This window comes from Pseudomonas sp. QD4, assembly GCF_049199125.1.
In the GTDB taxonomy this organism is placed as follows: Bacteria; Pseudomonadota; Gammaproteobacteria; order Pseudomonadales; family Pseudomonadaceae; genus Aquipseudomonas.
Genome location: NZ_JBLZOM010000001.1, coordinates 1,588,355 through 1,614,629, shown reverse-complemented (window position 1 = coordinate 1,614,629; position 26,275 = coordinate 1,588,355). Strand labels below are relative to the sequence as shown.

Annotated in this window: 26 protein-coding genes; 9 read left to right on the top strand and 17 right to left on the bottom strand. The window is 63.3% G+C overall.

Annotation, left to right across the window (positions count from 1 at the left end; genetic code table 11):
- Positions 1–9: 9 nt before the first annotated feature.
- Entirely contained in the window at positions 10–846 is an 837-nt protein-coding gene (gene nadE / locus ACOZJV_RS06880) for an ammonia-dependent NAD(+) synthetase (RefSeq protein ID WP_421547176.1), read from the top strand.
- A gap of 127 nt (positions 847–973) precedes the next feature.
- On the opposite strand, the gene ACOZJV_RS06875 is transcribed toward nadE, so the two are convergent.
- From ACOZJV_RS06875 to ACOZJV_RS06835, 9 genes are all read right to left on the bottom strand, one after another.
- Entirely contained in the window at positions 974–1,267 is a 294-nt protein-coding gene (locus ACOZJV_RS06875; RefSeq protein ID WP_078472548.1) for a hypothetical protein, read from the bottom strand.
- Between the two features lie 29 nt (positions 1,268–1,296).
- Complete coding sequence (locus ACOZJV_RS06870; RefSeq protein WP_421547175.1) at positions 1,297–1,737, bottom strand: hypothetical protein; 441 nt, start codon at positions 1,735–1,737, stop codon at positions 1,297–1,299.
- Positions 1,734–2,120 carry a GFA family protein gene (locus ACOZJV_RS06865; protein ID WP_201130539.1) on the bottom strand — a complete coding sequence of 129 codons (387 nt, stop codon included), beginning with the start codon at positions 2,118–2,120 and terminating at the stop codon, positions 1,734–1,736. The genes ACOZJV_RS06870 and ACOZJV_RS06865 overlap by 4 nt, the downstream gene beginning before the upstream one ends.
- Positions 2,117–3,100: a DUF2628 domain-containing protein gene (locus tag ACOZJV_RS06860; RefSeq protein ID WP_421547174.1), complete on the bottom strand. Its 984-nt coding sequence runs from the start codon at positions 3,098–3,100 to the stop codon at positions 2,117–2,119. Before ACOZJV_RS06860 ends, ACOZJV_RS06865 begins: the two co-directional genes overlap by 4 nt.
- 8 nt (positions 3,101–3,108) lie before the next feature.
- Entirely contained in the window at positions 3,109–4,113 is a 1,005-nt protein-coding gene (locus tag ACOZJV_RS06855; protein WP_201130541.1) for a DUF2628 domain-containing protein, read from the bottom strand.
- 180 nt (positions 4,114–4,293) lie between these two features.
- Entirely contained in the window at positions 4,294–5,604 is a 1,311-nt protein-coding gene (locus ACOZJV_RS06850) for an NAD(P)/FAD-dependent oxidoreductase (protein WP_421547173.1), read from the bottom strand.
- 145 nt (positions 5,605–5,749) lie between these two features.
- The gene (locus ACOZJV_RS06845; RefSeq protein WP_078472542.1) at positions 5,750–5,932 is read right to left on the bottom strand and encodes a hypothetical protein; all 183 of its coding nucleotides are present in this window, start codon (positions 5,930–5,932) and stop codon (positions 5,750–5,752) included.
- Between the two features lie 130 nt (positions 5,933–6,062).
- Positions 6,063–6,722 (bottom strand): methyltransferase family protein, encoded by a 660-nt coding sequence (locus tag ACOZJV_RS06840; protein WP_421547172.1) that lies wholly within the window; start codon positions 6,720–6,722, stop codon positions 6,063–6,065.
- 77 nt (positions 6,723–6,799) lie between these two features.
- On the bottom strand, positions 6,800–7,699 hold the full coding sequence (locus ACOZJV_RS06835) for a LysR substrate-binding domain-containing protein (RefSeq protein ID WP_421547171.1): 900 nt from the start codon (positions 7,697–7,699) through the stop codon (positions 6,800–6,802).
- A 162-nt stretch (positions 7,700–7,861) separates the two neighbouring features.
- On the opposite strand from ACOZJV_RS06835, the gene ACOZJV_RS06830 reads away from it, so the two are divergent.
- Positions 7,862–8,506 (top strand): hydrolase, encoded by a 645-nt coding sequence (locus ACOZJV_RS06830; RefSeq protein ID WP_020298808.1) that lies wholly within the window; start codon positions 7,862–7,864, stop codon positions 8,504–8,506.
- A 71-nt stretch (positions 8,507–8,577) separates the two neighbouring features.
- Positions 8,578–9,156: an antibiotic biosynthesis monooxygenase gene (locus tag ACOZJV_RS06825; protein WP_421547170.1), complete on the top strand. Its 579-nt coding sequence runs from the start codon at positions 8,578–8,580 to the stop codon at positions 9,154–9,156.
- Positions 9,157–9,228: 72 nt separating this feature from the next.
- Here the strand turns inward: ACOZJV_RS06825 and alr are convergent, their stop codons facing one another.
- Together alr and ACOZJV_RS06815 are read right to left on the bottom strand one after the other, a co-directional pair.
- Entirely contained in the window at positions 9,229–10,467 is a 1,239-nt protein-coding gene (gene alr / locus ACOZJV_RS06820) for an alanine racemase (RefSeq protein ID WP_421547169.1), read from the bottom strand.
- Between the two features lie 283 nt (positions 10,468–10,750).
- Complete coding sequence (locus tag ACOZJV_RS06815; protein ID WP_020298805.1) at positions 10,751–11,080, bottom strand: hypothetical protein; 330 nt, start codon at positions 11,078–11,080, stop codon at positions 10,751–10,753.
- 570 nt (positions 11,081–11,650) lie between these two features.
- Here ACOZJV_RS06815 and ACOZJV_RS06810 point away from each other — a divergent pair.
- Positions 11,651–14,011, top strand: coding sequence for a DNA polymerase II (locus tag ACOZJV_RS06810; RefSeq protein ID WP_421547168.1), 2,361 nt, complete (start codon positions 11,651–11,653; stop codon positions 14,009–14,011).
- 3 nt (positions 14,012–14,014) lie between these two features.
- Here the strand turns inward: ACOZJV_RS06810 and ACOZJV_RS06805 are convergent, their stop codons facing one another.
- The 3 genes from ACOZJV_RS06805 to ACOZJV_RS06795 form a co-directional block, all read right to left on the bottom strand.
- Complete coding sequence (locus ACOZJV_RS06805) at positions 14,015–14,344, bottom strand: DHCW motif cupin fold protein (protein WP_421547167.1); 330 nt, start codon at positions 14,342–14,344, stop codon at positions 14,015–14,017.
- A gap of 37 nt (positions 14,345–14,381) precedes the next feature.
- Entirely contained in the window at positions 14,382–14,678 is a 297-nt protein-coding gene (locus tag ACOZJV_RS06800) for a hypothetical protein (protein WP_201130549.1), read from the bottom strand.
- Between the two features lie 87 nt (positions 14,679–14,765).
- Positions 14,766–15,503 carry a glycine-rich domain-containing protein gene (locus ACOZJV_RS06795; protein WP_201130550.1) on the bottom strand — a complete coding sequence of 246 codons (738 nt, stop codon included), beginning with the start codon at positions 15,501–15,503 and terminating at the stop codon, positions 14,766–14,768.
- A 185-nt stretch (positions 15,504–15,688) separates the two neighbouring features.
- Between ACOZJV_RS06795 and ACOZJV_RS06790 the strand changes: the two genes are divergently transcribed.
- The 3 genes from ACOZJV_RS06790 (at position 15,689) to ACOZJV_RS06780 (ending at position 19,757) form a co-directional block, all read left to right on the top strand.
- Positions 15,689–16,213 carry a sigma-70 family RNA polymerase sigma factor gene (locus ACOZJV_RS06790; protein ID WP_238596197.1) on the top strand — a complete coding sequence of 175 codons (525 nt, stop codon included), beginning with the start codon at positions 15,689–15,691 and terminating at the stop codon, positions 16,211–16,213.
- Positions 16,210–17,187, top strand: coding sequence for a FecR domain-containing protein (locus tag ACOZJV_RS06785; RefSeq protein WP_078472532.1), 978 nt, complete (start codon positions 16,210–16,212; stop codon positions 17,185–17,187). The genes ACOZJV_RS06790 and ACOZJV_RS06785 overlap by 4 nt, the downstream gene beginning before the upstream one ends.
- A 107-nt stretch (positions 17,188–17,294) precedes the next feature.
- A complete protein-coding gene (locus ACOZJV_RS06780; protein WP_421547166.1) occupies positions 17,295–19,757 on the top strand; it encodes a TonB-dependent siderophore receptor in 2,463 nt (820 codons plus the stop codon).
- A 59-nt stretch (positions 19,758–19,816) separates the two neighbouring features.
- Here ACOZJV_RS06780 and ACOZJV_RS06775 read toward each other — a convergent pair whose 3' ends face one another.
- The 3 genes from ACOZJV_RS06775 to ACOZJV_RS06765 all read right to left on the bottom strand — a co-directional run bounded on the left by ACOZJV_RS06775 (position 19,817) and on the right by ACOZJV_RS06765 (position 24,956).
- Positions 19,817–21,439, bottom strand: coding sequence for an MFS transporter (locus tag ACOZJV_RS06775; protein ID WP_078472530.1), 1,623 nt, complete (start codon positions 21,437–21,439; stop codon positions 19,817–19,819).
- 166 nt (positions 21,440–21,605) lie between these two features.
- Entirely contained in the window at positions 21,606–23,243 is a 1,638-nt protein-coding gene (locus ACOZJV_RS06770; RefSeq protein WP_421547165.1) for a GMC family oxidoreductase, read from the bottom strand.
- 219 nt (positions 23,244–23,462) lie between these two features.
- Complete coding sequence (locus tag ACOZJV_RS06765) at positions 23,463–24,956, bottom strand: MFS transporter (protein ID WP_421547164.1); 1,494 nt, start codon at positions 24,954–24,956, stop codon at positions 23,463–23,465.
- A 153-nt stretch (positions 24,957–25,109) separates the two neighbouring features.
- On the opposite strand from ACOZJV_RS06765, the gene ACOZJV_RS06760 reads away from it, so the two are divergent.
- Positions 25,110–25,742 (top strand): TetR/AcrR family transcriptional regulator, encoded by a 633-nt coding sequence (locus ACOZJV_RS06760; RefSeq protein WP_078472527.1) that lies wholly within the window; start codon positions 25,110–25,112, stop codon positions 25,740–25,742.
- A gap of 36 nt (positions 25,743–25,778) precedes the next feature.
- The gene (locus tag ACOZJV_RS06755) at positions 25,779–26,156 is read left to right on the top strand and encodes a hypothetical protein (RefSeq protein WP_078472526.1); all 378 of its coding nucleotides are present in this window, start codon (positions 25,779–25,781) and stop codon (positions 26,154–26,156) included.
- The last annotated feature ends 119 nt before the right edge of the window (positions 26,157–26,275 follow it).

The following is a 26,275-nucleotide window of genomic DNA, read 5'->3' as shown; positions in this document are numbered from 1 at the left end:
GAGCTGGATATGAGCACGCAATTGCAAGACAGGATTGCCCTGGAGCTGGGCATCGATCGGCAACTGGTGGCGGGCGGCGAGCAGGAGGAAATCAGCCGGCGAGTGGAGTTTATCAAGTCGGTGTTGCGCGGCTCCGGCTGCAAGGCGCTGGTGCTGGGCATCAGCGGCGGGGTGGACTCGCTGACCGCCGGGCGCCTGTGCCAACTGGCGGTGGAGCAGCTGCGTGGGGAGGGCGGCGAGGCTCGGTTTATCGCGGTGCGCCTGCCGTACAAGACCCAGGCCGATGAGCGCGATGCCCAGGCGTCCCTGGACTTTATCCAGCCGGACCTGATCACCACCAGCAACATTGCGGCCTGTGTCGATGGGCTGATGGCGAGCATTCAGATCGAGGGCTTGCGGCCCAGTGCTGAGCTGACGGATTTCGCCAAGGGCAACGTCAAGGCCCGGGCACGGATGCTGGCGCAGTACGCCATCGCCAACTTCAGCCAGGGCCTGGTGGTGGGGACTGACCATGGGGCGGAGGCGTTGATGGGGTTCTTCACCAAGTTCGGGGACGGTGCCTGTGACCTGGCGCCGCTGTCCGGCCTGACCAAGACCCAGGTGCGGTTGCTGGCCGATGCACTCGGCGCGCCTACGCAACTGGTGCGCAAGGCGCCGACCGCCGACCTCGAGGAACTGGCCCCCGGCAAACTCGATGAGCAGGCCTACGGCTGCACTTACGAGGAGATCGATGCCTACCTGATGGGACGCCCGGTGACCGAACCAAGCCGCACCCTCATCGAAACCGCCTACCGCAACACCGCCCACAAACGCGAACTGCCACGCACGCCGAACAGCAGTTTGTAGCGGCTGCCGAAGGCTCGGGCCGCGTTCGGACGCTGGCCCTCACCAACACCGCCTCATGTACCTGACACCCCACGGCGTCCTCGAGGGCCAGCGCCGCCTCGCGCTGCTCGGCAGCGGCTACGCAACGCTACAGGGTGTCGGGTTTTTGGGCGGCGAGGTCGGTGCGGATCTGCTCGGCCAGTTGGCGGCAGTCGCGGGTGCCCAGGAGGCGGTCGATGCCTTCGATTCTTTCCAGCGCCTGTTCGATATCAAAGGCCCGGCCTTCGAGTACATCCAGTGCGTTGTTGTGCAGGGCATACGCCAGGTTGGCGGCGAGGCTGACCCCCAGGTCGCCGTCGGTGCAGGCGCCGAACTTGTGCGACAGCTGCTGGCGCATGTGGTACAGCGCCAGGGCGAAGAGGCGTTCTTGGGGTGTGCTCATGTCAGGCTCCGGCGATCAAAAGGTGCGTTTCAGTCCGGCCATTTGCGCAGGGCGGGCAGGTGTTCGGCCAGCTCCGGCCAGCCCATCTGCTCGAGCGCTTCGCTGGCCATTTCGCGCAACGGCGCCCATTGCGGGTCTTCGAAGCCATTGCTCTCGAGGGTGCCGTAGGCGGCCGGGCTCAAGGCTTCGCAGGCGCTCAATAACCTGCGCAGCAGCAGGTACAACTGCGGTTGCAGGTGCGCGGGAAAGCGTTGCACAAAGGTGTCGAGGTATTCGAGGAAGTGCGACCACAGGTTGCATTCGGCGCAACAGCCGATGTCTTGCTGCTGGGCGTTGGCATCGCTGCTCAAAAACACCAGGGTCGGCGCCAGTTCACCCACCAGAATGATTTTTCGCCACTCGTCCTGGCCGTACCAGGTCCAGATCAGCGAGGCGATTTTTTCTGCGGATTCCAGGCCGGTTTCGCTCATGGCCTGTCCCCGACATGCCACCAGGTAGGGCGCTCATCGCTGTAGGAGTGAGCCGTCGGCATCAGCGCCGGGTGCTGGTTGTCATCGAAACAGCCCAGCAGCAGGGCGATGGTCGGCGCATCGTCGATCGCACCCAGGGAACTGCCGCAGCTCGCGCAGAAAGCCCGGCTCGAGTAGTCCGATGACCTGAAGGTGGAGGGCGCGCCGCCCGGGCCGGTCCAGCTTACCCGCTCACGGGGGAACTCGACCCAGGATGCGGTCAGCGAACCGGTGTGCCGTTGGCAGTATTTGCAGGAGCAGGTGTGCGGGTTCTCGGCAGGCCCCCGGGCCTGGAATCGGATGCGTCCACACAGGCAACCGCCGTGGTAAGTCGATGCGCTCATTGCGAATTTCCTTCGGGGTTGTGGACGGGCGCGTGCCACTGGGCTTCTTCGATCTTGCGTTTATAGGCGACCTTGGCCTCATCCGGGTTGCAGGAGACGATGCTGTCGACTTCGACGAACCCCTTGCGCCGCACCTGCATTTTTCGGCACAGGTTGCCACACGCGCCAAAGATGACGGCGATGCTGAGCATGCCGAGGGCAAACCAGTGGCTGTCAGGGTCAGCTATCACCGCGAACAGGGCCACCCCCAGCACCATCAGGGCAATGCAGGCGAGACCGTAGAGACCGACGAAAAACAACCAGAACACGCCAAACAGGCACGCCGCGAAGTTGATGCCGTCGCCAATCGCTTCCAGTTGGCCCTGGGGTTTTTGATAGACACGGTGGAGGCGCTTGTATCGAGCCTCGAGCATGCTGTTGAGGCGTTTTTCACGCGCGGCGACCAGCCCTTTCTCCTTGGCTGAAAGATCGCTGTCGTCGGTGATTTCCTGGAAGGTTTCCCGCAGCAGGTAGTAGCCGGTGTCGTACCAGCTCCGGCCGGTGATAAACACCGCATCGACCCGATAGCGGCGGTTGAGTTTCAACTGCTCGTCGCCATGGAAGAAACTCGCGGCCGAGGTCTCCATATGCAGGTGGTGGGGGCCGAAGTTGTATTTGAAAATGGGCCTGCCGCCTAGACGTGCGAGCTGCCAGTCAAAATAACCCTCCAGTTGTTGCACCTCGAGGCCGCTGACATCAGGCGCTGGCCGCTCCTGGGCTTCGGCCCGCTTGACCAGGTACCAGGCGCCGGCCAGGGCGCAGAGAAATGCGATGAGGATGACCTTGGCAAACAGTGGCCCGTCCATCAGCGATAAAAGGATCAGGCAGGGGATCAGGACGATGGTCGACACCACCCCGACTTCCCCCACATCAGTGTAATTGTTGCGCAGCAATTGCTTGTTGATGCGCTCGATGGTTGCCGCGTCCAGGGTTCGGGTCACGGGGCTGCTCATTGAGTGCAAGCCTCGGGCTTTTGTGGGCTCCCTTCGGGAGTGAGGTCGGTCACGTGCCACTGGGCTTCTTCGATCTTGCGTTTATAGGCGACCTTGGCCTGATCCGGGTTGCAGGACAGCACGCTGTCGACCTCGACAAAGCCTTTGTCTCGGGCCTGTTTTTCTCGCCACAGGTTGCCACACGCGCCAAAGACTGCGGCGATGATAAACAGGCAGAGGGTTAACCAGTGGTAGTTGTCGTCAGCCCACGCGGCGAACAGGGCCAGGCCCAGTGCCGCGAGGGCTATCCAGGTGGCTCTGTCGACGCGTGCGGAGAACGACCACAACACGCCGAGAAAAAACGCCGCGAAGTTGAAACCTTCGCCTATGGCTTCCAATTCGCCCTGAGGGTTTTGGTAGATACGGTAGAGGCGCTTGTATTGGGCTTCGAGTTGTTGGTTGATGCGCGTTTCACGCTCGGCGACCTGTGCTTTTTGTTCGGCTGAAAGGTCGCTGTCGTCGGTGATTTCCTGAAAGGTTTCCCGCAGCAGGTAGTAGCCGCTTTCGTAGGCGACCGGTTCAGTGAGATACAGCGCATCGACCCGGTAGCGGCGGTTGAGTTTCAACTGGTCGTCGCCGCTGAAAAAACTCCCGGGCAAGGTCAGCAAGTGCAGGGTGTAGTTGCCGAAGCTGTACTTGTAATCGAGGCCCGTGCTGGTACGGACCCTCTGGCGGTCAAAGTAACCCTCCAGTTGTTGCACCTCGATGCCGCTGACATCACTGGCTGGCCGCTGTTGATTGTTCGTGCGCTTGACCAGGCACCAGGCGACGGCCAGGAAACAGATAAAACCACCCAGGATTACCTTGGCAAACAGCGGTCCGTCGAGCAGGTAAATACCGAACAGGCAGGGGGGCAGGTAAAAGATCAAGTTGAACCAGGCGCCCAGCGCGTCACCCCTTCTGGTCCGCATCAGGTGCTGATTGATGCGCTCGATGGTTGCCTGGTCCAGGGTTCGGGTCACGGGGGAGCTCGCTTGGCACCGGCCAGTGGCGGGTGCAGGTTGAAGGGTGCGCCTGAACCTCCCGTCAGTGGGGGCGATCCATGCCTTTGACGGGGCGCAGCCTACTGAAAAACAGGGCGAGTCATCAAGCAGCGTCTGCGATCCCGGCTTGATGACTCCGGCCCTGGGGGCAGCGCGTCGTCAGCGCAGGCGTTCGAGCATCTGGTAGTACCACATGCCAGCGGCCAGCATCGGGTTGCCCAACTGGTCGCCGAAGGGCACGCGGATGTGGCGGCAGGCGGCGAAGGTGTCGTAGTGCTCCAATTGCCCGGTGATCGCCTGGGCCATGATCTCGCCCATTATGTGGCTGGTGGCGATGCCATGCCCGGAGTAGCCCTGGCAGTACCAGACGCTGTCCGAGAGCTTGCCCAGTTGCGGGATGCGGTTGATCACGATGCCCATGGCGCAGCTCCACTGGAAATCGATGCCCACGCCCTTGAGCGCCGGGAAGGTGCGCTCGATGCAGGGTCGTAGTTCGCCGGCGATGTCCCGCGAGTCCTTGCCGCTGTAGTTGGCGCCGCCGCCGAACAGCAGGCGCCCGTCGGCGGTCATGCGGTAGTAGTCGAGGACGAAGCGGCAGTCGTACACCGCCAGGTCCTCGGGGTTCAGGCGTTGCGCCAGGTCGCCCAGGGGCTCGGTGGTGACGATGCCGCCCATGGCGGGGAAGATCTTGCCCTTGAGCTGGCCCGGCTCCAGTTTGTGGTAGACGTCGCCGGCCAGCAGCACCTGCTTGGCGTCGATCCGACCCTGTGCGGTAATCACTGCCGGCTGGGCACCGTGGATGATTTCCAGCACCGGGCTGTGTTCGAAAATCAGCGCCCCCAGGCTGTGGGCTGCGCGCGCCTCGCCCAGGCACAGGTTCAGCGGGTGCAGGTGCATGTTGCGGGTGTTCTTCAATGCGCCGTGGTACAGCTCGCTGCCAAGCAGGCTGCGCACTTGCTCGCGGTCCAGCAGGCTGACCTGGTCACCCAGGCCGCGGCGTACGGCTTCCTCGTGATCGGCCCGCAGCTCGGGCAGGTGGCTGGGCTTGTAGGCAGCGTGCAGGTGACCGTGCTTGAGGTCGCAGGCGATGGCGTATTTGTCCACTCGCTGCTGGATGATCTGGTGCCCGCGCCAGCGCAGGTGCCAGATGAAATCGTCGACCTCGGCACCGAGTTTGGCGCGCATCTGTTTGCGCATCGCCTGGTCGCCCGAAAGGCTGCCGGTGACCTGGCCGCCGTTGCGTCCGCTGGCGCCCCAGCCGATCCGGTGGCTTTCGACGATGGCGACCTTCAGGCCTTTTTCCGCCAGCTCCACGGCGCTGGCGACTCCGGTGAAACCGCCGCCGATGATGACGACATCCACCGCGACCTGGCCTTGCAGGGTGGGGTAGGCGGTGGGGTCATTCAGGGTGGCGCTGTAGTAGGACGGGCAACGCTGGCTGGCGGCCAGCGGGTTCTGGATAGCAGTCATGGGTGATCCTCGGCAATACAGGGAATCGACCGATGCCCAGGGCAACCGGCCGCCGAATCAGGCCTGAGGCGCTATCCGCGACAATCGGCGTCGACCGTGACCAATGGGTAACGGGAGCTGCCAGACAGGAGGCGCGGGAGGGCGATCAGGCGTGTTGCGGATGATCCGGAGGGCGCGAGGAATGACGCAGGCGGGAACGGCACAGGGCCATGGGCAGGTTGACCAGCAGGCGACTCTTGATGCCAAGCCCGACGCCCACGCTGCGACCACTGGGCTGGGCCAGTTGCACGAAGGTTTGCGGTGCGTCTCGCAGGGGGCAGGGCTGCATCAGCCGAGGCGTCTCGTGGTCGGTTCAGGTCGGGGAATGCTGAACACAGGCACACCGTTTTACCGGGGCCGGGCCGTGCTGCCAAGGGGGAGAGGGTGAAATATCCGGCTTGCCGGTGTGCCGGGTGCGTTCAGTAGACCCACGGAATCAGGCGCCAGGTGTGGGCGCAATAAGCGTTGTAGCGCTTGCCGAATGTCTGGCGCAGCAGTGCCTCTTCGGCATGGATACGGGCCACCAGAGGCACCAGCATCAGCGCGGTCAGCAGCAGGCCGAGGCTGGAGCGAAACGCCAGGGCCCAGCCGATGGAGTTGATCAGCAGCCCGAGGTAACTGGGGTTGCGCAGGGTGGCGTAGAGACCGGTGGTCACCAACTGGTGCCCGGGCTGGATCGCCACCAGGCCGCTGAAACGCTTGCCCAGCACAAACACCGGCCACAGCCGCAGAACGCCACCGGCGACGAACAGCACCACGCCTACCCAGCGCACATCGCCCTCATTGAATGTCCACAGGTGCAGCCGGTCGCTGTAGGCGGGAACGAACGCCTGCAGCAGGCCGATCACGGCAAAGGCGGGCAGCACCCAGCGGTTGCCGGTGTCTTCGCGTTCGCCGGAGCTGAGGTTGCCCTCGCTGAAAAACGTCGCGCCGGTCATCGCCAGGGTGGCCAGCACCAACACCCACAACGCCGGGTGGGCGAAGAATGCAGCAAACCCGCCCCTGCCAATGATCGCCAACCCCAGGTAAAGCAGGGTGCCGAGCACAGTGAAAACAGCCAGCCTGGGGGAGATTTTCATCACGGCGCTCCTGTTTCGCGAGGGCTACTTGTTCAGTGTAGGAGGCCGTTCGCTGCCGATCGGAATTTCATCGCCGGTCAGGGCACCGGCTGTTTTTCCGCGAGCTGCTCCACCAGGAAATCAATAAAGGCCCGGGTCTTTTGCGGCACCCGGCGCGCCGAAGGGTAGACCGCGTTGATGGTGATCGGCGGTGCCTGCCATTCGCACAGCACGGGCACCAGGCGTCCGGCGGCCAGGGCGTCCTCGACGATAAAGTTGGGCAACAGCGCAATGCCCATTCCGGCCTCGGCGGCCTGGGCCAGCAGATCGCCGTTATTGGCGTGCAGCGGGCCGGTCACGGTCACGCGCTGGGTGTCCTTGCCGTTGCTCAGTTGCAGGCTGACTCCGCTTTGCAGGTAGCCATAGTTCAGGCACTGGTGCTGGCTGAGGTCGCGGGGCACCTGGGGGACGCCGGCGCGGGCCAGGTAGGCCGGCGCGGCGACCATGATCCTCGGCGCCGGCGCCAGCAGCCGGGCAACCATCGAAGAGTCCGGCAGGCTGGCGATGCGGATGGTCACATCGAAGCCGCCGCGTACCGGGTCCACCTGTTGGTCGCTGAGCACCAGTTGCAGTTCGATGTTCGGGTGCAATTGATGGAACAGCGGCACCAGGCGCCCGAGCCGGCGCAAGCCAAAGGACATTGGCGCGTTGACCCGCAGCACGCCGCGCAATTCGCCGATGCCGTCGCGGGCACGCTGCTCGGCTTCATCCAGCGAGGCCAGGACTTCGCGTGCCGCGTCGTAGTACTCGGCGCCGGCTTCAGTCAGGTGCAGGCTGCGGGTGGTGCGCTGCAACAACTGCACGCCGATGGCGTCTTCCAGCGCCTGGATCTGCTTGCTGACTTTCGAGCGCGGCACGTCCATCGCCCGGGCCGCAGCGGCAAAGCCGTTTTCACCGACGGTGACGACAAAGGCGCGCATGCATTCGATGCGGTCCATGATTGTCCCTTATTTAGAATCAATGATTCTCGATTTTGTGGGATTGTCCCTTTTTTGTCGAGCGCCTAAATTAGCCACCAAGCCGGCAGCAAACAGTCTTCCACGAAGCACGCCGCGGCTCACTCATCGAACCGAACACACCGACATCAAAAGGAACGCGCCATGTCCATTCGTGAATTGCTCAACCCGTCCAACTCCACCCTGATCCTGATCGACCACCAGCCGCAGATGTCCTTCGGCGTGCAATCGATCGATCGCCAGACCCTGAAAAACAACACCGTGGCCCTGGCCAAGGCGGCGAAGATCTTCAACGTGCCGACCATCCTGACCTCGGTGGAAACCCAGAGCTTCAGCGGCTACATCTGGCCGGAACTGCTGGCGGTGTTCCCGGACCAGCAGCCCATCGAGCGCACCTCGATGAACTCCTGGGAAGACAAGGCGCTGGTCGAGGCGGTGAAAGCCACCGGGCGCAAGAAGCTGATCATGGCCGCGCTGTGGACCGAGGTCTGCCTGAACTTCCCGGCCCTGGAAGCCCTGGCCGAAGGCTATGAGGTGTACATCGTCACCGACGCTTCCGGCGGTACCACCAAGGAAGCCCACGACATGTCGGTGCAGCGCATGATTCAGGCCGGCGCGGTGCCGGTGACCTGGCAGCAAGTGTTGCTCGAATACCAGCGTGACTGGGCGCACAAGGAAACCTACGACGCGGTCATGGGCCTGGTGCTGGAACACAGCGGCGCCTACGGCATGGGCGTGGACTACGCCTACACCATGGTCCACGGCGCGCCGCAGCGTCAGGTCAAGTAAGGCCAGGCCGCGATGGGCGCCCGGGTGGCGCCCAAACGCGTGTGCAGTGTCATCTACCGCTGGAGTCTTTCATGGATATCGAACTTGCCGATGGCGTGGTCACGCTGCTGGTGCGGCACCGGATCAAGCAGGGCCGCGACCAGGAGTACGAAACCTGGTTGCGCCAGATCATCGCCAAGGCCCACACCTACCCGGGCCACCTGGGCATTGATGTGGTGCGCGGACACCACGCCGGGCTGGCGCTGTTCACCAGTGTGCTGCGTTTTGCCAGCACCGGGCAGTTGCAGCATTGGCTGGATTCCGACGATCGCCGCGACCTGGTGCAGCAGGCCCGGCCGTTGCTGGCCGATGGCGACCAGACTGAGATCAACGCCGAACGCGAGTTCTGGTTCACTCCGCCTGAATCCGGTGCACCGACTCCGCCACCGCGCTGGAAGCAGGCCTGTGTCACCTTCCTGGTGATCCTGCCGCTGACCTTCCTTGTGCCGCTGCTGTGGAAACCGCTGTTCGCCGGGTGGCCGTGGCTGGGTGGTTATGTCCAGGCCAATGTGCTGATCACCCTGAGCATCGTGCTGTTGGTGGTGTATGTGTTCATGCCCCGCGTGACCCGCTTATTCAGCCAATGGCTGCAAGCGCGGCCCGTGGGCTGATGGTGCCCCAGCACGCCCTCGCAGCCCCTGCGGGTCAAGGTACTGTGCAGGGGGCGCGAGGGTGCACTTTGCCTAGCGTCCTTTCAGCACTTTCGGGTTGGAGTTGCCCCAGACCGTGTACAGGTCGGCCAGCAGGGCGCCGTTGATGGTCTCCAATTCGCCCTGGGTGATTTCCTCATCACCCTGCTTGCCATACAGCACCACTTCGTCGCCGGGCCGGACGCCCTTGATGGCACTGACATCGACCATCAGGGTGTTCATGGTGATCTTGCCGATCACCGGCGCGCGTTGGCCATGGATCAGCACCGAGGCCCTGTTGGAAAAACCTCGGCGGTAGCCGTCCGAATAACCGACCGGGATGTTGGCGATCTGCGAGTCCTTGCTCAGGGTGTAGGTCCGGTCGTAGCTGATGGTGCTGCCGGCCGGGTAGGGGTTGACCGCCGCCACCCGCGACTTGAACTGCATGACCCGCTGGAACTCCTGGTGGCCACCCACCGGGTAGCCGTACAGCGCGGCACCCGGGCGCACCATGTCGAGCCAGCCTTCGGGCACTTCAAGGGTGGTGAAGGTATTGGCGCAATGCAGGGTCAGGCGGTTGCGGTCCAGTTGGGCGTGCTCGATCAACCAGGCCGACTGCTCCTTGAACAGCGCCAGGCCATGCAGCACGTCCTCTCGTTCCTCGACCGGGAAGTGGGTCATGATCCCCACCACCTGGAGCCGGTCCAGCCGGGTCATGGCCACGGCCTGGCGCTTACCCTCGACCGTGCTCATTTCCAGGCCGTTGCGGCTCATGCCGGCCGAGTTCAGGGCCAGGTGCACCGACAGCTTTGTCCCGTGCCGATTGGCCAGGGCGTTCATCTGCCTCGCCGCCTCCAGGTTGCCCACCAGTTCTTCGAGGTTGTAGCTCAGGGCGCCTTCCATCTCTTCCAGGGTGGCGCTGCGCAGGCGCATCAGGCGCCCGGTAAAACCCTGGGCCCGCGCGACCCTGGCTTCTTCGTTGCTGGCGATACCGATGCAGGACACCCCCATGCGGATCGCCGAGGGAATCAATAACCCGATGCCGGTGCCATAGGCGTCGGCTTTCATCACCGCGCACAGCTGGCTGCGGCCGGCGAGACGCTGCTGGAGTTTGGCGATGTTGCCTTCGAAGGCGGCCTGGTCGATCTCCAGCCAGCTGTTGGCCGGGTTCGCATGGGTGGCGGAGGGCGCGAGCTGTGGACTGGGGTCCAACAGCGGGGCGGCGTTCAAGGTGCCGCACGCGGTGGCCAGGGTCATGGCGAGGGCCAGGGTATTGAGGGAAAAACGTTGCATGGCGAGCTTTCCATTCTGTGGGGAAATGAGCCCTATGCGTTGGCAGGCAAGGTCGTGACCAAGTCCATCAGGCACCGAGCGAACAGCCCGGGAATTTTTCAGCAAAGCCGAGGTGGGTTTATGTGGTGTTGGGCGGTGGAGGCAGCGGATAACGCTGTTGATGGCGGGGTGACGACTGCAACTTCGATACGTGCTTAAAAAACAATCAAGCCATTAAAAAGGGGCCACTCATTTGCCGAGTGGCCCCTTGTCATATCAGCCTGGAAAGGCTCGATAGTTGTACTTAACAGAAACGATCGATAACCCGAACTTCCGACTTGTTCTGCAGCGATTGCCATTCAGTCTTCAGGGTTTCAAGTACCTGCCCGATGAAGTCTTTGTCTGCTGCAGCTTTCTTGCCGACATAACCCTGGCCGCGACGGTACATCTTCAGGCGGGCCGCCAGGTCCTGTTGGTGCTGGTCGAACTCTTGTTCATGGGTGTGGGGCGACAGGCAGTCGATATGCACCTGACCTGACTTGGCTATCCACAGAATATGGCTGTCCAGGCTGTCCTTCTGCTTAGCAAAGAGGTGAGCCAGTTCATCAATAGTGGGTTGGTTGTTCAGATTCATTTTATAAGCCCCTTGACCATTTATCGATCTATCTAGTTGAGTCGCTAATTCATGTTGCTACGTCGGTAAGTTGAACCCTGATACCGGAAACAGGGCGACAGAGGGTGTCTGTCGGATACAGATAAGGCCCAGAGCCTGATGCGTGTAGTTGCCTTGATTAACTGCTACGCAATAGCGTCACAACGAGGAGAAGCAGCGCAAACCTGGATGAAGCTGCCGATATTTCCGCCATCGGCCACAAGCATCTTGAAGAGTTCTCGCTAGCGTCTCGTCCTTGTACTGGACGTTCATGCCAGGTCAGTTTCATCAATCTGCCTTGTGGGCAGTACACATCCGGGTCACAGCTCGGCGGTCAGACGAGCTTGCTCATAACACCTTTGCCGCGTCTCCCGATCGGGGAGACGTCTGCATCATGCAAGGGCAAATTCCCCTCGTCAACGGTTTTGTAGTGAAAATTTTAGAGCACTACATATTGTCCGACAAAGCTGGAATGCCATCACCGGCGCGGGCTATCGCAGGCGATGACAGGTAGAATCGCGCCCTTGAAAACGTCTTCTCGAGGTTGCAGCGGTGGATTTACAGCAGGGCTTCGTCCTGACCCGGCACTGGCGTGACACGCCGGCAGGCACGCAAGTCGAATTCTGGTTGGCGACCGACAACGGTCCCCGACAGATCCGCCTGCCCGTGCAGAATTCCGTGGCGTTCATTGCCGCGCAGCAGCGTGAGCAGGCCCAGCGCCTGCTGGTCGATGACCCCGATGTCGAGTTGCGCCCCCTGGAGCTGTGCGACTTCCAGCACCGTCCGGTGCTCGGCCTGTATTGCCCGCAGCACAATCAGTTGATTCGTCTCGACAAGACCCTGCGGCGTGCCGGTGTCGATGTGTTCGAGGCCGATATCCGTCCGCCGGAGCGCTACCTGATGGAGCGTTTCATTACGGCGCCGGTATGGTTCGGCGGCCAGGCGGACGCCAATGGCCTGTTGCTCGAGGCGCAGATGAAACCCGCCCCGCAATACCGGCCGACGCTGAAGCTGGTGTCCCTGGACATCGAGACCAGCGAGCAGGGCGAGCTGTATTCCATCGCCCTCGAAGGCTGTGGCCAGCGCCAGGTGTACATGCTCGGGCGTGCCACGGACAGCGACAGCGCTGTGGACTTCGACCTTGAGTTTTGCGACAACCGCGTGCAATTGCTCGAGCGGCTCAACCAGTGGCTGGCCCGGCACGACCCGGACGCGATCATTGGCTGGAACCTGGTGCAGTTCGACCTGCGGGTGCTGCACGAACATGCCCGGCGCCTGGCGGTGCCGCTGCGCCTGGGGCGTGGGGGCGAGGAGATGCAATGGCGCGAGCACGGTACGCGCACCCATTACTTCGCTTCGGCGGCGGGGCGCCTGATCATCGATGGGATCGAGGCCCTGCGCTCGGCCACCTGGAGTTTTCCGTCCTTCAGCTTGGAGAACGTGGCCCAGACCCTGCTGGGTGAGGGCAAGGCGATTTCCACGCCCTACCAGCGCATGGATGAAATCAACCGCATGTTCGCCGAGGACAAACCGGCCCTGGCCCGCTACAACCTCAAGGACTGCGAGTTGGTGACGCGGATTTTCGCCAAGACCGAGCTGCTGACTTTTCTCCTGGAGCGCGCCACCGTTACCGGTTTGCCCGCCGACCGCAATGGCGGCTCGGTCGCCGCCTTTACCCACCTGTACATGCCGCTGATGCACCGCCAGGGATTTGTTGCGCCGAACCTGGGTGAGCGCCCGCCGGAGGCCAGCCCCGGCGGCTTTGTCATGGACTCGCGGCCGGGGCTTTACGAGTCGGTGCTGGTGCTGGACTACAAGAGCCTGTACCCATCGATCATCCGCAGTTTCCTGATCGACCCGGTGGGCCTGGTGGACGGCTTGCGCCACCCCGGGGACAACGAGTCGGTGCCGGGATTTCGCGGCGCGCGGTTCTCCCGTTCAAGGCATTGCCTGCCGGCCATCGTCACCCGGGTTTCCGAAGGCCGCGAGCAGGCCAAGCGCGAGCACAACCAGCCGTTGTCCCAGGCGCTGAAAATCATCATGAACGCTTTCTACGGCGTGCTCGGCTCCAGTGGTTGCCGGTTTTTCGATCCGCGGCTGGCGTCTTCGATCACCTTGCGCGGCCACGAAATCATGCGCCGCACCCGCGAACTGATCGAGGCCCAGGGCCACACCGTGATCTACGGCGACACCGACTCGACCTTCGTCTGGCTCGGTCATGCCCATGCCGAGGAGGACGCGACGCGCATCGGCCGCGGTCTGGTGCAGCAGGTCAACCAGTGGTGGTGCGATCACCTGCGTGAGGAGTACGGGCTGGAGAGTGCCCTGGAGTTGCAGTTCGAAACCCACTTCAGTCGCTTTCTGATGCCGACCATCCGTGGGGCCGAGGAGGGCAGCAAGAAGCGCTACGCCGGCCTGGTGCTGCACGCCGACGGTCGCGAGGAGATGGTGTACAAGGGCCTGGAAACCGTGCGCACCGATTGGTCGCCCCTGGCTCAGGAGTTCCAGAAGGAGCTCTACCAGCGGATCTTCCACCGCCAGCCGTATCAGGATTATGTGCGCGACTATGTGCGGCGTACCCTGGCCGGCGAGCTGGATCAGCAGTTGGTCTATCGCAAGCGCCTGCGCCGCCGGCTCGACGACTACGAACGCAACGTCCCGCCCCATGTGCGGGCCGCGCGCCTGGCGGATGAATACAACGACCTGCACGGCCGTCCACGGCAGTACCAGAATGGCGGTTCGATCAGCTACGTGATCACCCTGGCCGGCCCCGAGCCCCTGGAGAATCGCCAGGCCGCCATCGATTACGACCACTACGTGACCCGGCAATTGCAGCCGGTGGCGGATGCGATCCTGCCCTTTGTGCAGGATGATTTCAGCACCCTGATCGGCGGGCAGTTGGGGTTGTTCTAGGCCTCAGTCGACCACGAACAGCTTGGCGCCGACCGCGGTGAACGAGCGATGGGGTTCGGCGTTGTCGGCCACCTGGTAGCTCATGCCCGGGCTGAGTACAAACTGCCGGCCGTCCTCCAGTTCAGTGTGCAACTCGCCCTCCAGGCAAAACAGGATATGGCCCTTGGAGCACCAGTGATCGGCAAGGTAACCCGCGCTGTACTCGATCATGCGCACCCGGATCGCACCAAACTGCCGGGTGCGCCAGTAGGCGCAGCCGGTCTCGCCGCGGTGCTCGGTGGGCTCGATATGGGACCAGTCGGTGGTGCCAAAAGGGATGCCAGCAATATCCATCGATCACTCATCTGTTCAGGTGTGGAGGGGAAAGGGGTCAGTCATCGACCGAGGTGCAGATGCCATTGGCGCCGTGCTTGCCGGTGTAGCTCACGATCACCGAGTCATCGTCGGAGAGGCTGATGGAAATCGTCACGTCCGCCGCCTTGGCTTCAAAAAAACGCTCGTTGACGGTACGGGTCTTGGCTTCCTTGCCATTGATCAACACCGGCCCGCCCTGGTCGGCGCTGACCGCCAGATTGCCCGGGCAGTCGACGTTGAATGCGGGAACGCCTTCGGCATGGGCACCACCGGCTACAAGCAACAGGGTGACGAGGGAAAGGATTTTTTTCATCGCAAGACTCCTTGGGCGCAGATGGATTCTCAAAGCGTAGCGCGTGCCACGTTGGGTGTTCGTTCATCAAACTGCAGCGGCCATTGCTCAATCACCGCCGCCGCCCCCGCAACCGCCCCCTCCGCAACCACCGCTGTCGCCTCCGCCATCACTGCTGCCGGAGTCACCATCGAATCGGGAGTCGTCACTGCCGAAGCTGGAGCCGGAATCGCTGTCGCTGCTGACGCTGTACAGCTCGCTGCCGCAATGGACAATCGTGGTCTGGGCGCCGCTCTCGGTCACGCGCTGCAGCGACTGGCAATCGACCACGTAGTGAAAGCCGTTGGCGATTTTCAGCTTGGCATCGAGGGCGAACAACAACGGCAGGCGCGTGGCCTTGCTCGGGTTGATGTTCTCGTCGTGGCAGGCGAACCACCAACAGCGGCGCAAACCGATGTCACTTTTTTTCTCGGCGCCCTGGCCCAGTACCGCCGCCGGCGTGTGATGCAGGAATTGGCCGAAGGCCTTGTCGCAGAATTCCTGGTAGTCCCGGGTGTGGAGGATGAACTCATGCCACAGATCGTCGACCACCTGGGACGGCATCGACACATAGCGCTGGCCGCTCTTGAGGTAGGCCATGAAGAACTGGCGCAAGCCCTGGGCCACCAGCTGGCAGTGCTTGAGGTCCAGGTGCGGGTGCTGCGCGCGCAGCGGTTCGAACAACCTGGGCGGCAAGGTGAAACTGCGGATATAGGCTTCGCGGCGCAGCGCAGTCAGGGCTTTCTGGCGCCGCCAAAGCATCGCCAGCAGCACCAGTCCAAGGACAGCAGGGAGAATAAACGGCATGCAGGCGATCCATCAGCCAAAAAAGTGCGCTGACAGTGGCGCAACTGGCGGGATTGTTCAAGAGGTCGGGCCCTGTGCATGGGCAGCATCGGTACACACATGCCTTGAGTCCGCAGCGGCGAGTGCCTATGATTGCGATCAATTCTTATCCGCATTTTCGCGCTTGCCATGAGCTGAGGGTTCCAGTGCCGCCATCTTCCCCCGGCCCGCTTAGGTTGCATCAGGACATCGGCCGTCTTTACCACGATCATCACGGCTGGCTGTTCGCCTGGCTGCGCCGCCGCTTGCGCGACACCGACAACGCCGCGGACATGGCCCAGGACACTTTTCTCTACGTGCTCGGCAAACCCGACCGGGTCGCGGAACTGCGTCAGCCCAGAGCCTGGCTCAGCAGTATTGCCCAGGGCTTGATGGTTGATCGATTCCGGCGGCAGAAGATCGAGCGCGCCTACCTCAATGCCATCGCCTTGCTCCCCGAGCCCGAACATCCGTCGCCTGAAGAGCGCCTGATCCTGCTGGAAACCCTGACCCAGATCGACGCGTTGCTCGACGGCCTCAGCCCCAAAGTGCGTACCGCCTTCCTGCTCTCGCGCCTTGAAGGCCTGGGGTATCGGGAGATCGCCGAGCGCCTGGGTGTGAGTCAAAGTTCGGTGGAGAAATACATGGCCACTGCGATCCGACATTGCTATCTGGCTCGGGGCCTGATGTGAGCGGATTGCCACGGGACGATATTCCCGAAGCGGTGCTCGACCAGGCGATCCAATGGCTGGTGCGCCTGCAATCCGGTGCGGCCGACCCGGCCATGCACGCCGCTTGCGAACAGTGGCGGCGTGCGCAACCCACTCACGAAAATGCCTGGCAAGCCTTGCAAGTCAACGAGCAGCGCTTTCGGTTAGCCGCGCAACTGACTGCTGGGCTCGCGCGCGACACCCTGGCCAACGCGGCGGCGAGCCACAGCCGCCGCCAGGCCTTGAAGCTGTTGGGGCTGGGGATCTGCGCCAGCGGGCTGGGGGCTGTGGCGATCCAGCAGACCTGGCGCGGGGCCAGCGCCGACTACGTCACCCGTACCGGCGAGCGCCAGCGTTTTCAACTGGTCGACGGCACGCTGCTGCAACTCAATACCCATAGCCGCGCCGACGCTGAGTTCAGTGCCGAGCGGCGTCTGATTATCCTGCGTGAAGGCGAGATATTCATCCGGACCGGCGCCGACACCGACGGGCTCCAGGGGCGTCGGCCGTTCTACGTTCAGACTGCAGAGGCGCGTCTGGAGGCGATCGGTACCGCGTTCAACGTGCGCCAGGAGCCCGGATGCACGCGCTTGAGCGTGGAGGAGGGCACAGTGGCGGTGCATCTGGCCAGTGGCCGGGGGCCGCTGATCACGGCTGGCAACGAGTGCCTGATCCGTGCGGGCAGGGTCGAGCAGGTCCAGGGCAGCGTGTTGCAGGCCAGTGCCTGGACTCGAGGTGCGGTGGTGGCGCGGCAGATGCGCCTGCAGCAGTTGGTCGAGGAGTTGGGGCGCTATCGCACGGGGTGGTTGCTGTGTGATGGGGCGGTGGCCGATTTGCGCATTTCCGGGGTGTTCCAGCTTGAGGACATCGACCGCGCCCTGGCTGGGTTGAGCCAGTCGCTGCCGGTGCGTATCGAGCGCCGGACTCGCTATTGGGTGCGCATTGTTGCGGCTTGAGCGGACGCGACAGAGGCAGACAGGAATAATTATCAAAAAGACTTACGGCTTTTTTCCGCTCCTTCGACAAACAGGAATAACACCTGCCAATCGTAAGGAGCGCTGCATTGAAGTCCCGTTCTGTAACCCCGATTAAAACCCGCCGCAGTCACCTGGCAATCGCCCTGCGCGTGGCTCTGTTCACCCCGGGCGCCGTGTTGCTGGCGGCCCCGTTCTGTGTCCAGGCGGCTGATGCGGTGCAGGCCCGCCCCTATGATGTTCCAGCCGGCAGCCTTGAAGACAGCTTGAACCGGTTTGCCGAGCAGGCGGCCATCAGTTTGTCGTTTGATCCGGCGCTGGTCAGAAACAAGCGCACGGCAGCTTTGCAGGGGCAATTTGCCGTCGATTCGGCGCTCCAGCGCCTGTTGAGCGGCAGCGGCCTGATGGCCAGTCTCGGCAGCCAGGGCACCTGGTTCTTGCAGGCGCTGCCGGCCGGGGCCGTGCAACTGGAGGCGACCCAGGTCAACGGCAGTGCCTTGGGGGCGACTACCGAGGGTACCCACTCCTACACCACGGGGCGCTCGGCGACCGCAACCAAACTGCCGTTGTCGCTGCGTGAAACCCCGCAGTCGGTCACCGTGGTCACCCGCCAGCGGATGGATGACCAAGGCATGAAAAACCTCGATGACGTGCTGCAGAACGCCACCGGTATCACCGTGCTCAAGAACGGCGCCGAGCGTTCGATGTACATGGCCCGCGGGCAGTTGGTAGAGACCCTGCAGATCGACGGCATCCCCACCAATATCAGCAACGCTTACTCGATGGATGCGATCGCCAAACCGACCACCGAGATCTACGATCGGGTCGAGATCGTGCGGGGCGCCACGGGGCTGATGGAGGGGGCGGGTAACCCATCGGCGGCAATCAACCTGGTGCGCAAGCGCCCGACTGTCGAACCTCAGGTGCTGGTGGAAACCTCGGTCGGTTCCTGGGATGACTACCGCACCCTGCTCGATCTGTCGTCGCCGCTCAACGAGCCGGGCACCCTGCGCGGGCGGACGGTGATCAGTTACAACAACGCCAACAGTTACCTGGACACCGCGCAGAAAGAAAACCAGGTGTTCTACGCCATCGTCGAAGCCGACCTGTCGGATTCGACAATGGCGACGCTGGGTTTCACCTACCAGAAGGATCGCAACTCCGGCTACGACTGGTCCGGCCTGCCGACCCAGGAAAACGGTGCGTTTTACCCCTTGTCCCGCTCCACTTCCCTGACCGGCAAGTGGAACCACCTCGACAAGCGCAACACCACGGTGTTCGGTGATATCCAGCATGACTTCGATAACGACTGGAAGCTGGTGTTGGCCGCCAACCAGACCTGGGCCAAGTCCGACTTCCTCGGCAACTTCACGACCAAGGTCGCCAACACCGACAGCAGCTTTCGCCTGCAACCCCGTCATTTCCGCTACAACGACACCCAGACCAGCGTCGACAGCTACCTGACCGGCCCGTTTCAGTTGTTCGGCAAACAGCACGAACTGATCCTGGGCAGCAATGCGCGGATCGACGACTTCGACTACCACGGCGGCAACGACCTGACCTACAACTACGTCTTTGACGTCAACGACCCGGGTGCCTTCAACCCGCCGGCGCCTACGGCCCTGAGCGTCAATAAATGGAAGTACAACATCACCCAGGAACAGCAGGGGGTATACGCTGCCGGCCGTTTCAGCCTGAGCGATTCCACACGCTTGATCCTCGGCAGCCGGGTCAGCTGGTTCAAGAGCGAAAACCTGACCCAGGTCACCACACGCAACAAGAGCGACTACGCGAAAAACCGTCAGTTCACGCCCTATGCCGGCCTGGTTCAGGAGCTCAACCAACAGTTCTCGGCCTACGCCAGCTACACCGAAATCTTCAAGCCGCAGAACAACCTCGGGGTGGATGGTTCGATCCTCGACCCCATGACCGGCAGCAACTATGAGATCGGCCTCAAGGGTGAATTCCTCGATAAGCGCCTGACCTCGGCGCTGGCGCTGTTCCAGACCGACCAGACCGGCCGCGCCGAAGCGATTGACGGTAATGAAGCGGCAACCCTGTGTCCGGCCTTGCCCAACGGCTGCTACCGTGCTTCGGACAAAGTCCGCAGCCGTGGCCTGGATCTGGAGCTGAACGGAGCCTTGAGCGCTGATTGGAACCTGTCCGCCGGCTACACCTACACCCAGTCCAAGTACATCGGCGGCAGTCAGAAAGGTGAGGACTCTTCGGCCTCATCGCCACGTCACCTGTTCAAGGTCAGCACCGACTACCGCCTGCCGGGGGTGTTGAACAAGGCCCGGGTTGGTGGCAGCTTCTATGCCCAGAGCAGCATGACCTATACCGAGGCCGGCAGGTCCTTCAAGATCCAGCAGGATCCCTACACCCTCACCAACCTGCACGCGGTGTACGAGATCAACCAGAATCTGGAAGTGCAGTACAACCTGGATAACGTCTTCGACAAGAAGTACATCCAGACCACCGGCAACACCAATTACTGGAACTTCTACGGCGAGCCGCGCAACTTCAACCTCGCCCTCAGGGCCAAGTACTAGGCAAAAAAACGCCGGGCCAGGCCAAGGTTCTCCTGGCCCGGTGCGGCGTCAAAACGGCCTCAGTTATTGTCGATATCGACATCCTTGGTTTCCCGCAGGCAGATCAGCCCTACGACCAGGCTGACCCCGGTGACCAGCACCGGGTACCACAGACCGTAGAAAATATCGCCGGTGTAGACCACCAGGGCAAAGGACACAGTGGGCAGGAAGCCGCCGAACCAGCCGTTGCCGATGTGATAGGGCAGGGACATGGAGGTGTAGCGGATGCGGGTCGGGAACAGCTCGACCATCAGCGCTGCCAGCGGCCCGTAGCACATGGCCGCGATCAGGATCAGAGCCACGATCAGCACCACCACCATGGTTTTGTTGACGTTCTGTGCGTCAGCCTGTTGCGGGTAGCCGGCCAGGGTCACCGCGCCGCGCAGGGCCGCTTCGTCGAAACCGTCGAGCTTCAACTCACCGACGCTGACCTGTACCGAGCTCCCGGCCGGGGCGGCGACGCTGCTGTAGGGCAGGCCCTGTTTGACCAGGAAGGTCTTGACCTTGTCGCACGGGCTGTCGAATTTGGCCTTGCCCACCGGGTCGAACTGGAAGGTGCAGGTGGCCGGATCGGCGATCACGCTGATCGGTGCCTGGCGGCTGGCCTGGTCGATGGCCGGGTTGGCGTAGTGCGCCAGGGATTTGAAGATCGGAAAGTACAGCGCAGTGGCCAGCAACAGGCCGACCATCAGCACCGGCTTGCGTCCGACCTTGTCCGACAGCCAGCCGAAAAAGATGAAGAACGGCGCGCCGATCACCACGCTGATGATCAACAGCATATTGGCCAGGGCCGGGTCCATCTTGAGGAACTGGGTGAGGAAGAACAGCACGTAGAACTGTGCGGCGTAGAAGGTCACCGCTTGCCCGGCATTGATGCTGAACAGGGCGATCAGCACCACTTTGAGGTTTTCCCATTTGCCGAAGGATTCGCGGATCGGCGCCTTGCTGGCGCGGCCTTGCTCTTTCATTCTGAGGAAGGCCGGCGACTCGTGCAGGCTCATGCGGATCCATGTGGAAATCCCCAGCAGCACGATCGACAGCAGGAATGGCAGGCGCCAGCCCCAGACTTCGAACTGATCGCCGGTGAAGTAGCGGCAACCCAGCACCACCAGCAGCGACAGCAACAGGCCGAGGGTCGCGGTGGACTGAATCCAACTGGTGTGAAAGCCGCGCTTGCCGGCCGGCGCGTGCTCGGCGACGTAGGTCGCGGCGCCGCCGTACTCACCGCCCAATGCCAGGCCCTGGAGCATGCGCAGCAGCACCAGGATGATCGGTGCGGCGATGCCGATGCTCGAATAGGTCGGGAGCAGGCCCACGGCGAAGGTCGCTACCCCCATGAGGATGATGGTGACCAGGAAGGTGTATTTGCGCCCGATCATGTCCCCCAGGCGCCCGAACACCAGCGCGCCGAACGGGCGCACCACGAAGCCGGCGGCAAACGCCATGAGCGCGAAGATAAAGGCCGTAGTGTCGTTGACCCCGGCGAAGAACTGCTTGCTGATGACGGCCGCGAGGGCGCCATACAGGAAAAAGTCGTACCACTCGAATACCGTCCCCAGGGACGAGGCGAAGATGACTTTGCGGCTGCCTTTGCCAGTGGCGGCGGCCAGGGGCGGGTTCAGGGGCTGAGCGTGGTCTGACATACAGGTGTCCCTCACAGTGATTATTTTTGTTGTTCCACTGCCAACGCCAGTATCGGCGCGGTTAGCGCGTCACAGCTTCTTGGTAGGAGCCGGCGTGCCGGCGATTTGTTCCACGGCCCGGGCTCCATGCTTCGGGTCGTGCTCGCCGGTCAGCCGCTGGTACGGGTCAGGCAAGTTGCGGCTGTTGGCTGATGTTCCGGGTGGCCGGGGCCAGAATTAGCTCGGCGGCTTTTTCGGCAATCATCAGGGTGGGTGAACAGGTGTTGCCCGAGGTGATGCGCGGCATGATCGAGGCGTCGGCGACGCGCAGCCCCGGGATGCCATGCACCCGCAGTTCGGCATCCACCACCGCCTGGCGATCCTGGCCCATGCGGCAGGTGCCCACCGGATGGAAGATGGTGGTGCCGATGCGCGCCGCGGCTTCCTGCAGTTGCTCCTGGCTTTGCAGCTCGGCGCCGGGCAGGTATTCGCTGGGTTTGAACGCTTGCAGGGCCGGAGCGGCGACGATGCGTCGGGTCAGGCGGATGGCGTCGGCTGCCACTCGCAGGTCTTGCGGATGGCTCAGGTAATTGGGCTGGATCACGGGGGCCGCGCCGGCGTCCAGGGAGCTGATTGCCACCTGGCCGCGACTCTGCGGGCGCAGGTCGCAGACCGAGGCGGTGAACGCCGGGAAGGCATGCAGCGGTTCGCCGAAGCGCTCCAGGGATAGCGGTTGCACGTGGTATTCGAGGTTGGCCGAGGTCTGTTCCGGCCCGGAGCGGGCAAACGCGCCAAGCTGGCTCGGGGCCATGGACAGCGGGCCACTGCGGTCGTACAGGTAGCGCAGGCCCATGCCCATCTTGCCCCACAGCGTGCCGGCGATCTGGTTCAGGGTGCGGGCGTTTTCCAGCTTGTAGATCAGCCGCAGTTGCAGGTGATCCTGCAGGTTGGCACCGACCCCGGGCAGCTCGTGGGCCACCCCCAGGCCGAGGCGTTGCAGGAGCGGCGCGGGGCCAATGCCCGAGCGCTGGAGAATGCATGGCGAACCGATCGAACCGGCACAGAGGATGATCTCGCGGCGCGCCTTGAAGTTGTGCAGCCGGCCCTGGCATCGTGCCCGGACGGCCACCGCACGGCCGTTTTCCAGCAGCACCCGTTCTACCTCGATATCGGTGAGCACGGTGAGGTTGGGGCGCTGGCGAATCGGCTTGAGAAAGGCCTTGGCGGCGTTCCAGCGCACCCCGGCTTTCTGGTTGACCTGGAAGTAGCCGCAGCCCTGATTGTCGCCGCCGTTGAAATCATCGATGCGAGGAATGCCGCTTTGCTCGGCGGCGTCGCGAAAGGCGTCGAGTATCGGCCACGACAGGCGCTGGCGCTCGACCCGCCACTCACCGCTGGCGCCGTGCAAGGGCGAGGCCCCGGCGAAGTGGTTTTCGCTCTTCTTGAACAGCGGTAGCACCTCCTGCCAGCTCCAGCCCGGGTTGCCGTCGGCTGCCCAGCCATCGTAGTCACCGGCCTGGCCGCGCATGTAAATCATGCCGTTGATCGATGAACAGCCGCCCAGCACTTTGCCCCGTGGGTAGCTCAGGCTGCGCCCTTGCAGGCCGGGTTCGGCCTCGGTCTTGAAGCACCAGTCGGTGCGCGGGTTGCCGATGCAGAACAGATAGCCGACGGGGATATGGATCCAGGCGTAGTTATCGCGCCCACCGGCTTCCAGCAGCAGGACCCGGTGTTGCGGGTTGGCCGACAGGCGATTGGCCAGCAGGCAGCCGGCAGGGCCGGCACCGACCACGATGTAGTCGTATTGATCAAAGGCAGGCAGCATCCATGACCTCGTGTGGATTCTTGTTGTGGTGAATCGTCCTGATTCGTTGCGTTGCCCTGCAAGGGTAGCTTTCGCTCGGTGGCTGTGTGGTTTAAATCACAGACTTTCTGCTGCCGGTTTTGACCTGGAGGTTGCGCTGAATGGGCCAGCGGCGGCGCTGGGTTGTCGGGCTCGGGTTGGGGCCCGCGTCTGCACGCGGCCCGTGCCTGGCCGCAGCGGCTACGGGGAGGTTGGACGTCGTTCTTGGCGGCGGTGGGTGTGCAGCAGCAGGCCCATGGCGATCAGGCTGCTGGCGCCGGCGAGCAGCATGGCCAGGCGAAATCCGCTGCTCATGGCGCTGCTGTAGAGCTCGGCAAACAACCCGCAATGGCTGGGGAAATAGTGCTGGTTGACCGCTGCCCGGGCCATCGGCAAGGCGTCGGTAAAGCCGTTGGCCCGAGCCGACTCACTGAGCCGGCGTACCGCCTGGGCGCTCATCAGGCTGCCCAGAAGGGCAATGCCCACGCTCATTCCGGTCTGGCGCAGGGCGTTCATGGTGGCCGAGGCGATCCCCGCGCGTTCCGCGGGCGCCGTGGCCATCACGCTGAGCCCGGTCGCCGGGACCGCCAGGCCCATGCCCAGGCCCAATACCGCAAACAGCGAGCCCACCCACCCGTAGGGCGTGTGGGCGTCGAAGCTGCTCATGGCGCACATCGACAGGCCAATCAGGCCATAGCCGATGATCATCAATTGCGGCACCGGCAGGCGCCCCGCCAGGCGGCCGAAAAGCATCGACACACAACCGGTGACGATAAATTGCGGGAGCATGCGCACCCCGGTTTCCGAGGCCGACCAGCCCTGGATCTGCTGCAGGAAAATCGAAAAGAAAAACAGGCTGCTGTAGCTGGAGAACCCCAGCATGAACGAGGCCAGGTTGGCCACGGCAAACGGGCCCTGGCGCAGCAGTTGCACCGGCACCAGAGGGCGTTTGACCCGGCGCTCCACCAGCACGAACAGCACCAGCAGCACGCCAGCCAGGACCAGGGCCGTGAGGGCTGTGGGTCCGCTGAAGCCCTCATCTCCGGCGACGATCAGGCCATAGGTCAGCGCCCCCAGCCATAGCACGCTGAGCACCTGGCCGGCTGGATCGAGTGCTGCGTGCTCGGGGTGTTTGCGTTCGCTGATACCCCAGGAACCCAGGACGATGGCCAGCAAGCCGAGCGGCAGGTTGATCAGGAAAATGCTCGGCCAGCCCAGCGAGTCCAGCAGCACGCCGCCCACCAGCGGCCCCAGGATCAGGGCCATGGCAGTGAACGCCGACCAGCCGCCAATCACGTGGGCGCGCTGCTTCGGGTCGGGGAAGGCATGGCTGAGAATCGGCATCGCCCCGGGGATCAGTAGCGCCCCGGCCAGCCCTTGCACTGCGCGCCCGGCCAGCAATTGCGGCAGGTCGCCGGCCCAGGCGCAGAGTGCCGAGCCAATGCTGAACAACCCCACGCCGATCAGCCAGCAGCGCTTGTGACCGTAGCGATCGCCCAGGGGGCCGGCTGACAGCATGAAGGCCGACAGGCAGATGGCGTAGGCATTGACCACCCACTGCAACCCGGCAAGGTCGGTGTTCAGCGCGTGCTGCAAGGTCGGCAGGGCAACGTTGACAATGCTGATATCCAGTGTCGCGAGGAAGGTGCCGAGGTAGGCGGCGGCCACCAGGGCCGGGCGGCGATAACGCTGCATGAGACAACTCCCGGAGGGGGGAAGGGAAGTGAGTGACGGCATCATAAGTATTCGACTGACCGTCGGTCAATTGGTTATGAAGTGCGCTGCTGTCGCTAGCGCACGGCGATTCCCCTAAACTGTCGACCTTTGTCTGCCAGGCCGGACCCGCCGATGACCGTGAAACGCACCAGGGATGAACAGCAGGCGCCAGACCTGCCGCGCCCCCGAACCAAACCTGCCGAAGTGCGCCTGGACGAACTGATGGCAGCCGCCGAAAGCCTGTTCCTGAGCCAGGGTGTGGAAGCCACCACCATCAGTGAAATCGTCGAGCGGGCCCAGGTCGCCAAGGGCACCTTCTATCACTACTTTGCTTCGAAGAACGAGATGCTGGTGGCCCTTGGCGAGCGCTACACCGCGCATTTTCTCCAGCGCCTGGAGCAGGCGGTCGAGGCCTGCGCCGCCGACGATTGGGTGGCACGCCTGTCGAGCTGGATCCGCGCCAGCGTCGACACGTACCTGGCGACCTACCGGATTCACGACATCGTCTACACCAACCATCACCACCATGACCGCGACAACCCGGACAAGGGCGCGATCCTCACCCAACTGCAGGGCATCCTTGAAGGTGGGCAGCAGGCCGGCACCTGGTCGCTGTCGCACCCCGGCATCGTGGCCTCGCTGATCTATGCCGGGGTGCATGGCGCCACTGACGATGTGATCGCCGCCCGTCAAGGTGACAGCCAGGCCCTGGCCGACGTCATCATCCAATCCTGCTTGCGCATGCTCGGTGTACCCAGGGCTTAGGCCCAGTCATTTTCTGTAAAAGGACTTACCTGCTCGATGAAAAAACGCACCCGCATTCTCTGCGCCGTGGTCGCTGTGTTCCTGGCGTTTCAGGGGTACTACGCCTTCTATTACGGCTACACCTATCAGAAGCCGGACTACAGCCCGAACAAGGCGTTCTACTACCAGAAGTACCGGCTGTTCAGCTGGAGCCGCTGGATCCCCAGCATCGGCATGCCCGGTGATGGCGCGCAGTCGTTGTACAACACCGGTGGCTATGTACGGGTGTTCAGGGCCGACGGGACTCTGGAGGGGCAGTTCTACAACAGTTGCGTGGCGATGACCGAGGTGCACTGGACGGGTGACTCGATTGTCGGGTTTGGCTGCGGTGAGAGTGACGACAACCTGGTGGAACTCTCGGCGGATGGCGGATGAGTCGTCATCGCGGCTTGCCCGATCGCCTTGAGAGGGCGAGCGGGTTCCGGGTCTGCCGAGCCGACTCGGGCGCGATGTCGAGTGTCGACGCCGGGGCCGTGCGCGAGGCTCGGCCCATG

Excerpts from the sequence above, each read along its gene's own strand:
- ACOZJV_RS06850 (WP_421547173.1), bottom strand. The coding sequence starts at position 5,604 with ATGACTGCTATCCAGAACCCGCTGGCCGCCAGCCAGCGTTGCCCGTCC.
- alr (WP_421547169.1), bottom strand. The coding sequence starts at position 10,467 with ATGCAACGTTTTTCCCTCAATACCCTGGCCCTCGCCATGACCCTGGCC.
- ACOZJV_RS06775 (WP_078472530.1), bottom strand. The coding sequence starts at position 21,439 with ATGTCAGACCACGCTCAGCCCCTGAACCCGCCCCTGGCCGCCGCCACT.
- ACOZJV_RS06815 (WP_020298805.1), bottom strand. The coding sequence starts at position 11,080 with ATGAATCTGAACAACCAACCCACTATTGATGAACTGGCTCACCTCTTT.
- nadE (WP_421547176.1), top strand. The coding sequence starts at position 10 with ATGAGCACGCAATTGCAAGACAGGATTGCCCTGGAGCTGGGCATCGAT.
- ACOZJV_RS06800 (WP_201130549.1), bottom strand. The coding sequence starts at position 14,678 with ATGAAAAAAATCCTTTCCCTCGTCACCCTGTTGCTTGTAGCCGGTGGT.
- ACOZJV_RS06795 (WP_201130550.1), bottom strand. The coding sequence starts at position 15,503 with ATGCCGTTTATTCTCCCTGCTGTCCTTGGACTGGTGCTGCTGGCGATG.
- ACOZJV_RS06770 (WP_421547165.1), bottom strand. The coding sequence starts at position 23,243 with ATGCTGCCTGCCTTTGATCAATACGACTACATCGTGGTCGGTGCCGGC.
- ACOZJV_RS06870 (WP_421547175.1), bottom strand. The coding sequence starts at position 1,737 with ATGAGCGAAACCGGCCTGGAATCCGCAGAAAAAATCGCCTCGCTGATC.
- ACOZJV_RS06755 (WP_078472526.1), top strand. The coding sequence starts at position 25,779 with ATGAAAAAACGCACCCGCATTCTCTGCGCCGTGGTCGCTGTGTTCCTG.
- ACOZJV_RS06875 (WP_078472548.1), bottom strand. The coding sequence starts at position 1,267 with ATGAGCACACCCCAAGAACGCCTCTTCGCCCTGGCGCTGTACCACATG.
- ACOZJV_RS06830 (WP_020298808.1), top strand. The coding sequence starts at position 7,862 with ATGTCCATTCGTGAATTGCTCAACCCGTCCAACTCCACCCTGATCCTG.
- ACOZJV_RS06805 (WP_421547167.1), bottom strand. The coding sequence starts at position 14,344 with ATGGATATTGCTGGCATCCCTTTTGGCACCACCGACTGGTCCCATATC.
- ACOZJV_RS06835 (WP_421547171.1), bottom strand. The coding sequence starts at position 7,699 with ATGGACCGCATCGAATGCATGCGCGCCTTTGTCGTCACCGTCGGTGAA.
- ACOZJV_RS06825 (WP_421547170.1), top strand. The coding sequence starts at position 8,578 with ATGGATATCGAACTTGCCGATGGCGTGGTCACGCTGCTGGTGCGGCAC.
- ACOZJV_RS06845 (WP_078472542.1), bottom strand. The coding sequence starts at position 5,932 with ATGCAGCCCTGCCCCCTGCGAGACGCACCGCAAACCTTCGTGCAACTG.
- ACOZJV_RS06840 (WP_421547172.1), bottom strand. The coding sequence starts at position 6,722 with ATGAAAATCTCCCCCAGGCTGGCTGTTTTCACTGTGCTCGGCACCCTG.
- ACOZJV_RS06760 (WP_078472527.1), top strand. The coding sequence starts at position 25,110 with ATGACCGTGAAACGCACCAGGGATGAACAGCAGGCGCCAGACCTGCCG.
- ACOZJV_RS06865 (WP_201130539.1), bottom strand. The coding sequence starts at position 2,120 with ATGAGCGCATCGACTTACCACGGCGGTTGCCTGTGTGGACGCATCCGA.
- ACOZJV_RS06765 (WP_421547164.1), bottom strand. The coding sequence starts at position 24,956 with ATGCAGCGTTATCGCCGCCCGGCCCTGGTGGCCGCCGCCTACCTCGGC.